5 protein-coding genes, 1 tRNA gene and 1 pseudogene are annotated in these 3,865 nt (G+C 69.0%); 3 read left to right on the forward strand and 4 right to left on the reverse strand.

Features of this window, described 5'->3' with window-relative positions:
• Nucleotides 1-222, reverse strand: a pseudogene (locus tag ACESK5_RS18895) (hypothetical protein); the annotation flags it as partial.
• Nucleotides 223-687, reverse strand: a complete 465-nt coding sequence (locus ACESK5_RS18900) for a 30S ribosomal protein S15 (protein ID WP_372913135.1) — start codon at nucleotides 685-687, stop codon at nucleotides 223-225.
• A gap of 232 nt (nucleotides 688-919) precedes the next feature.
• Here ACESK5_RS18900 and ACESK5_RS18905 point away from each other — a divergent pair, with 232 nt between their 5' ends.
• Nucleotides 920-1,216: a hypothetical protein gene (locus ACESK5_RS18905; RefSeq protein ID WP_372913136.1), complete on the forward strand. Its 297-nt coding sequence runs from the start codon at nucleotides 920-922 to the stop codon at nucleotides 1,214-1,216.
• 79 nt (nucleotides 1,217-1,295) lie between these two features.
• Nucleotides 1,296-1,367: transfer RNA gene (locus ACESK5_RS18910), tRNA-Ala, on the forward strand.
• A 64-nt stretch (nucleotides 1,368-1,431) separates the two neighbouring features.
• On the opposite strand, the gene ACESK5_RS18915 is transcribed toward ACESK5_RS18910, so the two are convergent.
• Nucleotides 1,432-2,406, reverse strand: a complete 975-nt coding sequence (locus ACESK5_RS18915; protein ID WP_372913137.1) for a hypothetical protein — start codon at nucleotides 2,404-2,406, stop codon at nucleotides 1,432-1,434.
• 94 nt (nucleotides 2,407-2,500) lie between these two features.
• Here ACESK5_RS18915 and ACESK5_RS18920 point away from each other — a divergent pair, with 94 nt between their 5' ends.
• Complete coding sequence (locus ACESK5_RS18920; RefSeq protein WP_372913138.1) at nucleotides 2,501-2,998, forward strand: hypothetical protein; 498 nt, start codon at nucleotides 2,501-2,503, stop codon at nucleotides 2,996-2,998.
• Between the two features lie 72 nt (nucleotides 2,999-3,070).
• Here the strand turns inward: ACESK5_RS18920 and ACESK5_RS18925 are convergent.
• Nucleotides 3,071-3,865, reverse strand: a 795-nt coding sequence (locus ACESK5_RS18925; RefSeq protein ID WP_372913139.1) for a glycosyltransferase, incomplete at its 5' end; no start/stop codon positions are given.

Genomic DNA, 3,865 nt, shown 5'->3' on the forward strand with positions numbered 1-3,865 from the left:
GTCGGCCACCGCGTACGCGGAGGCACGGCGGACGCGCACCTGGAACGGGACGCCACGCTCACGCAGCGCGCGGGCAGTGACGCCGCTGGCCGCGAGGGCGCTCCCCGTGGGCGCGACGACGACCCGGACGAACGGGACGTCGGCGAGCCGCCCGGCGAGTTCCTCGGGACTCGGCGTCGGCGCGTCGGCGGATGACGGTTCCATGACGGCGGTGGTGGACATCTACTCCAGCAGTTCGACGGCGACGTCGTAGCTGTAGGTGAAGTCCTCGTCGAGTTTTCCGCCGCGGTAGTACTTCACCAGGCGGCGAATCTTCGACTCGGTGTTCTGCAGGGCGCGCTTGTTCTGTGCGTCCTGGGGGTTCTCTTCCATGTGCTCGCGCAGGCGGACGGCCCGCTCCATCAGGTTCCGGAGGTCCTCGGGGAGGTCCGCGTCGGCGTCGTGCTCCTCGAGGACGGTGGTGACCTTCTTGCCCGTCGCGAGTTTGACGTTCGGGACCGGCGTCCCCTTCACGCCCTCGTCGCGGAGCTTCATACCGATCTGAGAGGGTTCGTACCCCTGCTCTGCGAGTTCGACGATGCGTGCTTCGACGTCGTCGGCGTCGACGTCGCTCCACTCTGGTGGTTCGTCTGCCACCGGCTTGTCCGAACTGGACGAGCCACGGCGGCGGGTGTGCATTCGTGCCATTGGCTTGGTTGGAACCCACAGACCGCAGGAGAGCGTCGAATCTACCGACGCACTTCCGCAATCTCGAAGCCCGGCGTCGAGCGCGACCCGGACGAGTCAGATTTGCGGCCGTGCTGGTTCCCTACTTCACTACCCCGCCGCGCCGAACTAAACGGTTACGACATCGCCGTCCCGTTCCCGGCGTATTGTCATCCAGACAATATTTATTGCGCGCGAGCGCGAGCGTCGACACATGGCGTCATTCAGAGACGAACTCATGGTCGCCTACGACGAACTGCTGACGGCCGTCGACAGCGCCGGCGAGGATGTCCAGTCCGGCGTCGAGGAGGCGTCGAGGCGGCTCGACGAACTCATCGGCGACCTCGAGGAGGGGGCCGGTGAGATGGGAGACGAGACCAGGGAGCGCGTCGACGAGTTGCTCGCGGACGTGGACCGACTCGTCGACGAGGCCGGCGAGGAGACGTCTCGGCATCTGGAGTCGGTTCGAGAGCGCCTCCGGGCCGCGACGGCGGAGGAGACAGAAGAGTGACGGTGTGCGAGCCGCTGTCGTGAGTCCGCCGAGTCGAAGCCCTTAATACCACCACCCGGATACGGTTGGATGCGTTCGAGGGCTCGTAGATCAGGGGTAGATCACTCCCTTGGCATGGGAGAGGCCCCGGGTTCAAATCCCGGCGAGTCCACTTCGCTTCGTTTCGCTGCGCTCAACTTCGCTCAGTGGACTCGCTCGAACTGCCGCCCCCGCACTCACCCACACTCCCCGTACCGCTCTTCGGCCTGGGTCCGCCGTCGCTCGGCCCGGTCGGGGTTCCCGTCCAGTTGCTCCCGGCACGCCGCGCGGTACTCCACACACGCCAGCCGTGCCGCTCTGACCTCACACCGGTACTGCTCCAGCGCGGGGGCCAGCGGCCCGGCCATTCCCTCGGCGTCCGCGAAGCGGTCACGGGCGTCGGTGAACGTCCTGACGAGGTCGGCGAAGGCGCTCTGAGCGTCGCGGTACGACTCGTCCTCGTAGCTCGCGACGGCCTGCTGGTACCGCTCGCGGGCGGGAATCGCGCGTTCGAGGCCCCGGGCGAGCGGGGTGAGCGCGTTGGCCGTGTCGCTGACGCGGAACACCGGTTCTTCGAAGCCCTCGTAGGAGACGTCGAGTGCGGGGTCGAACGAGTCCATCGAGTCGTACCGCGAGGTGGCGGTCCCCGCTGAACTGGCCGCCTCCGTCGCGATGGTCTTCAGTCGCTCCAGCGCAGTCCTCGCCTCTTCGGTGACGTCGCTCGCCGCGTACGCCTCCCGAATCTGCTCGTGGACGGTGTACGCCTCGTCGAACCGGACGAACGTCCGGACGATGCGGTCGAACACCCAGCGCGTGTCCGACAGCGACTGGAGCCGAGACTCGTCCTCGACACCCGCCTCACGCGCGGTGTCGACGTCCTCGCGGATTTCACCGATGCGCGCGCCGAGGGCGTCGAGGTCGAGGCCGCTCACCTCGAGCGTCGTGAGCGCCGGTTCCAGTTCGGCGTACACCTCGTTCAGCGACGCGGCGATGGCGTCGGCGTCGACGCTCGCCACCGTCGGCTCCGGCGTCGGGGTCGACGTGGGGGCTGCCGTCTCGGCGTCGGTTTCCGTGGTCGGCGTCGGCTCCGGCGTCGCCGTCGGCTCCGACGACTGCGACGAACAGCCGGCGGCGACGCCGACGAGGAGCGTGAGGGCGTGTCGTCGATTCATACCGTCCGATGTCGTGTCGTCGGAATAACTGTTGGGGCCCGTCGGGAACCGCGAGACCAACAACCCTTTCGGGCATCACGGCGAACCGCCGCGTATGGCAGACGACGCCACAGACGAGACCGAGGACGTTCAGGAGTCGGCCGACGCGGACGACCCGACCGACGCACCGACCCCGAACGAGGCACGGGAGACCGACGCGGAGGCGGCCGCGGACGTCGACGAGAGCGACGAGGCGGGCGAGGAGAAGTCGTTCCGCGAGCGCGTCGAGGAGATTCGCGAGCGACGAGAGAAGGAGCGCGAGGAGGGCGAACGTCCCGGCCCGGAAGAGATGATGGGCGGCGAGGGCGGTCCCGGCGGGCCCGGCATGGGCGGGGGCAACCCCTTCGCGCAGATGATGTCCGGCATGATGGGCGGCGGCGGCGGCCCCGGCGGCATGGGCGGCGGCCCGCCGGGCATGGGTGGCCGCGAACGCGGTGGCGAGGAGAGCGTCGGCAACGAGGAACTCGTCCGCGAGGTTCGACAGCTCCGCGACGAGGTTCGCGACATCACGCGTCAGCTACAGCGCATCGGCGACGCGCTCGAGGACGACTGAGCCGGCCCGTGACCCGCGTCAGCGGGTCCGCGACGTCCGGCGGAATCCGACCCCGATTCACCGACGACGGCCTCAGACACGGCGCGGCGCGACCTGCCGGACGCGGTCGTAGACGGCGGCGAGATCGTCGACGGCGCGTTCGACGCTGATGGCGTCGCGGCGGGCGAGACAGTTCTCCCGGAGCGACTCGTACTCGTCGAGCGCCCGCCGGATGCCGTCGCGGAACCCGTCGATGTCGCCCGGTTCGTAGTGGTAGCCGGTGACGCCGTCGTCGATGGTATCTCTGAGCGCCCCCTCGCGGACGCCGACGACGGGTGTCCCGCAGGCGATGGCCTCCAGCGCCACCAGTCCCTGCGTCTCGACGGGACTGGGGAACGCGAAGGTGTCGAGTGCGCTGTAAAAGGCCGGGAGCTCCTCGCGCGGGAGGAAGCCGAAGAAGTGGGCGTCGACGTCGTGCTCGTCGGCGAGTCGTTTCACCGACTCTCGTGCCGGTCCGTCGCCACCGAAGACGAGGGTGACGTCGTCGAGGCCGTCGGCGGCCCGCACGATGTCCGGGAGTCGCTTCTCGAAGCCGTGGCGACCGGTGTAGCCGACGAGCGTCTCGCCTCTCAGGCCGTGGCGCTCGCGGAACGCCGTCGGGTCAACGGGGGCGAACCGTTCGACGTCGACCCCGTTCTGCACGACGGTGACGTCGGCGTCGACGCCGAGCGACGCGAGACGGTCACGCGTCTCGGCGCTCGTGACGATGACGGCGTCGGCACGCGAGAGGAACCACCGTTCGTAGCGCGTGCTCATCGACTCGATGCCGCGTTCGAGCCGCGGGTTCGATGTCAGGTAGTCGGCGTACTCTGCCGTCGGCGTGTGGTA

The sequence above is a fragment of the Salinigranum sp. genome (genome assembly GCF_041641895.1).
Lineage (GTDB): Archaea > Halobacteriota > Halobacteria > Halobacteriales > Haloferacaceae > Salinigranum.

Excerpts from the sequence above, each read along its gene's own strand:
- ACESK5_RS18900 (WP_372913135.1), bottom strand. The coding sequence starts at position 687 with ATGGCACGAATGCACACCCGCCGCCGTGGCTCGTCCAGTTCGGACAAG.
- ACESK5_RS18905 (WP_372913136.1), top strand. The coding sequence starts at position 920 with ATGGCGTCATTCAGAGACGAACTCATGGTCGCCTACGACGAACTGCTG.
- ACESK5_RS18915 (WP_372913137.1), bottom strand. The coding sequence starts at position 2,406 with ATGAATCGACGACACGCCCTCACGCTCCTCGTCGGCGTCGCCGCCGGC.
- ACESK5_RS18920 (WP_372913138.1), top strand. The coding sequence starts at position 2,501 with ATGGCAGACGACGCCACAGACGAGACCGAGGACGTTCAGGAGTCGGCC.